Annotated in this window: 2 protein-coding genes; both read right to left on the bottom strand. The window is 40.3% G+C overall.

Features of this window, described 5'->3' with window-relative positions:
• Nucleotides 1-9 precede the first annotated feature (9 nt).
• A complete protein-coding gene (locus AC3DU7_RS29180) occupies nucleotides 10-1,725 on the bottom strand; it encodes a sodium:solute symporter family protein (protein WP_488042752.1) in 1,716 nt (571 codons plus the stop codon).
• A 364-nt stretch (nucleotides 1,726-2,089) separates the two neighbouring features.
• The coding region (locus AC3DU7_RS29175; RefSeq protein ID WP_488042751.1) for an NB-ARC domain-containing protein at nucleotides 2,090-3,337 on the bottom strand (1,248 nt) is incomplete at its 5' end.

Below are 3,337 nucleotides of genomic sequence, written 5' to 3'. Positions count from 1 at the left end.
TTCTAACTTCTAACTTCTGACTTCACCTAAAGGCGATCGCAATTCTTCTACCATCTCTTGTATTTCCAATGGTGGAGGAGGTGTCATCCGAGATACTACCAAAGTCACAACAAAATTCAATAACATTCCTACTGTACCAATACCCTGATCGGATAACTCTAGAAACCATGTCGGCATTCCATAAAATCTTACACCAATAATATAGATAGTTGTAAACACCAAACCAATTACCATACCACTTATCGCTCCTTCCCGGTTAGTGCGTTTGTCAAACACTCCCAAAATAATTGCTGGAAAAAAAGTAGCAGCAGCGACACCAACTCCCAAAGTTGCTATCTCAATCACAAAACCGGGGGGGTTGATGCCGAAATAACCAGCAAAGGCGATCGCCAATACTACCATTATTCTGCCTAACATTAATCTTTGTGACTCTGATGCTTCTGGGTTAATGAGGCGGTAGTAAATATCGTGAGCAATAGCACTAGAAATTACTAATAACAAACCTGATGCTGTAGACAAAGCAGCAGCTAACCCTCCTGCTGCTACTAACGCAATTACCCAAGGAGCGAGTTTTGCTACTTCTGGAGTAGAGAGAGTAATAATATCCGGGTCAAGAATGATTTCATTAGTCTCTGTATCTGGGGTGAATTGCAAACGACCGTCGTTATTTTTATCGGTGAATTCTAACAAACCTGTATTTTGCCACTTTGTCGCCCAGTCTAACTGTTGCACCTCCTCCACAGTTTTGTTGTGTAAATTATCAATTAAGTTGTATCGTGCAGAAGCAGCTAAAGCAGGAACAGTTGTTGAAAAAATGGCAACAAACAATAATGCCCAAGCCACAGAATATCTAGCTGCTGTTATATTAGGTACAGTATAGAAACGAACAATAACGTGGGGTAAACTAGCAAGACCTACCATGCCGGAAATAGTGATGAATAGAACATCCAACATAGTTTTTTTGCTGAAGGCAGCAGTATATTCTGGAAAACCTAAGTCAATCTGAACTTGATTAAGTTTTTCGACAATATCACCAAAGGTAAAAGCTAATTCTGGAACCGGAATATTTGTGAGAATATTACAAATAGCAATAGCTGGTATCAAATAAGCAACAATAAGTATAAAGTATTGGGCGACCTGAGTCCAAGTAATGCCTTTCATCCCTCCTAATATTGCGAAGAAGGCAACTATAACCATACCGATAACGACACCAACTTCAATAGGAACTTGCAAAAATCGACTGAAGACAATACCAACACCCCGCATTTGCCCGACAACAAAAGTTATGGAGATAATGAGGGCAGCAATAACCGCAACGATACGAGCAATATTAGAGTAGTAGCGATCGCCTATAAAATCTGGTAAGGTATATTTCCCGAACTTTCGCAGATATGGAGCAAGTAGCAACCCTAAGAGTACATAACCTCCTGTTCCTGCTATTACGTAATAAGAACCATCATAACCTAAAATTGACACTGCTCCTGCTATAGAAATAAATGAAACTGCCGACATAAAGTCCGCTGCTGTGGCAGCACCATTAGCAATTGCAGGTACACCTCGATCTGCAACAAAAAAGCCTTTGCTATCCTGGACTCGCGATCGCCACCCGATGTATAGGTAGAGCATCAAGGAAATTGTTACGAAGATAAATGTCCAAGCTTCTGTGGAAGAAGGAAGAAGGAAGAGGGAAGAGGGAAGAAGGAAGAGGGAAGAGGGAATAAACATTTAACAAAAAGTAAAATAAATAAGAAGTTCCATGGAACGTCCCTACAATATATTACCGAAAAATTGGGTTTAAAGCCTCGCCCTTGTAGGGCGACTTTTTATTTTATTTGTAAGTGAATTGAATATATGCTACAGTTTTATTAGTTGCCGGGGGGCACTCGGAAACTCTAAACGGATGTGGAGGGAAGCGTTAGACTACCGCCAAGGAAGCAGCACCCTGTGAAGCGTCAACCCGCCGAGGAGCTATGGCTCAGTAGGAATCCCCGTGCCTTTAGGCTGGGGAGGATGTCAAAGCATATTAAGAAAGAAGGAAGCAATCTCCTAAAACCCTGAGATTGCTTCCTATCGTCGCCATGACAACTATTCAATCGGATTCTATATAATATTCCCTGAGTACAGGTGGCACACTGTAGAGATTTTCTTGTTTTTCAATGAGGGAACGCCGACACAATGATTGTAATGTGTTGAGTAAATCTGATGGTGACATTTGTGTCGTGTCTAACAGTTGCGCCAGACTAATAGGTTGATTTTTTGTTGCTAAAAGTGACAAGGTTTGTTTTTCTGGTTGGGAGAGGCGATCGCTCTGCTGTTGTAAAGTATCTTTCAAATCTTCTGGTAATAAGATGGCATCATCGGGCAATAACTCAATCAAATTTTCTACCGACTCTTGAATTTGACTTGCCACACTTTTTAACCATGAAGGGTTGCCTTGATAGTGGTGAATGAGCTTTTCCCATGTTTCAATTTCTTTTAAACCATAATCTCTGAGTATTTCTTTGGCACTAGCGACATCTAAACCAGTCAGTTGCAAAATAGGAATTGGTGTTTTTTGGCTTTTGAGTTGAGCAAGTTTAATGGGTTGTTCCCAACCTATTAATAGCAAGCAATTTTGATGGGATAATTTTTCTATCTGTTTGAAAAAGGAGTCATAGTTTTCGTATCCTGTTTTGTACTTTCCTGCAAACTCCCCACTACTGAAAAGATGATGAATGTCATCCAAGACGACTAAACAGGGATGCTTCTGTAAATATTTGATTAGAGGTAAGGGTTTTTGTGTGTTTTCGAGTGAGTTTTGGGGTTGAGACTGGGAGAAAAATTGAACTAAGTCAGTTTTAAATTCGGCAAAAGTGGGGGATGTTTCGAGACTGCGCCAAATTACATAGTCAAAATTATGTTGAATTTGTTGAACTAGTTTTACTGCTAATGTGGTTTTGCCGATACCAATGATACCTGTGAGTGTGATGAGGCGACAATGTTGTTGTAAAATCCAGGTAGTTAGGGTTTCGAGTTCGGTGGTGCGGTTGTAGAAGTCGCCTAACTCTGGCATTTCGTCTAAGTCTTGATGTGGTGTTGTGGGTTGTGTGGGGTGAGATTTTTGTTGGTTAGGTTGGTGTGAGTTTGGTGTATCTGGGGGGTGTCTTTCTTTTTCGCAAATGTTGAAACTGTCACTCACTACAACATCTTGTGCAAGGTTTAAAATGTTAGAGTTTTGCCACCTCTCTATTGCCGAGCGAAAATTTGATTTAGTAACCTTTTCCTCTAACTTTTCTGAAATTATCTGCCATAATTCTGAGCTAGCTTTTCTCACATTACTTTCAGAGCAATCAAATTC

This window comes from Okeania sp., from assembly GCF_983059655.1.
This window is presented reverse-complemented; position numbering and strand designations above follow the sequence as displayed.